This is a genomic window from Shewanella sp. Isolate7, from assembly GCF_022398425.1.
In the GTDB taxonomy this organism is placed as follows: Bacteria; Pseudomonadota; Gammaproteobacteria; order Enterobacterales; family Shewanellaceae; genus Shewanella.
Map to the genome: position 1 here is coordinate 1 of NZ_JAKEVJ010000177.1, position 903 is coordinate 903.

The window sequence follows — 903 nt, forward strand, 5'->3', positions numbered from 1 at the left end:
TGTTATAGTTCAGTAAAATCAACGTCAAATCGTGATTATTTTTTTTCATTTTAACAACCATTTATCTAAAGTTAATAAGCTTTTCTCGAAGCACTACAATCTCATCAATATAACTTTCTTTACCTTTTATCATCTGCAACACCTTTGGGTCTAATCTTCCATTGCCAATATTTTTTTGAGATATTGAAGCATCCCATGTTGATATTTGCCCTTGTAGTCCTAAAAAGTTAAGAAGTTTATTTGAAACGCGATCATGTTCTTGTACAAACTCTTCAAAACCAACAACTATTACATCTTCCTTACTATGCGTTGATAGAAGTCGTAACCTACCATTGTAAAGCTTCTTTGAAATAACATTAAATCTCTCCAGTGGATCTAATCCTCCGGTTTTACCATGAAACCTAGTCCAAGAAGAATCATTTATTGCACCTGTCGCTATAAGATCACTAAGTTGATCAAGTGGATCACGATGAACAAAAATTAACTTATATGGAGAAAATAATTCTGGCCAAATATTTTTATGGCCATCAAATGTTTCATCATAAAAAAACGGGTTTTGAAGAACAGTATAAGTTTTTTTAAGATTTGAATTATCTGAAAATAACTGAGAAATCTCATTCAACCAATCTCGCCAATATGCGTATTCATCAAAGCCATCTTTTCTTAATTTTTTTTCATATAAAGATAGCGCGATATATAGACGTTGGTAATAGCGAATTTTGAAGTAATATTCCATACCACTTAAAGAATTAAAGCCTTTCTTCAAAGCGCGAATAGATTTGTGTTTTAATGCGTAAATACATCCACGTATACATGAAAGCTTATTTTTATTTATCATCGCGCTTTTAATTTCTTTATTGTTCTGAGAAATCATATCCATAATTCCCCCATCAAGTCTAAAGA

General features: G+C 31.2%; 1 protein-coding gene. It reads right to left on the bottom strand.

Features of this window, described 5'->3' with window-relative positions; genetic code table 11:
* Window positions 1-61 precede the first annotated feature (61 nt).
* Window positions 62-903 (bottom strand): sulfotransferase (locus L1D47_RS20830; protein ID WP_239886633.1); only part of this gene is annotated, 842 nt, incomplete at its 5' end.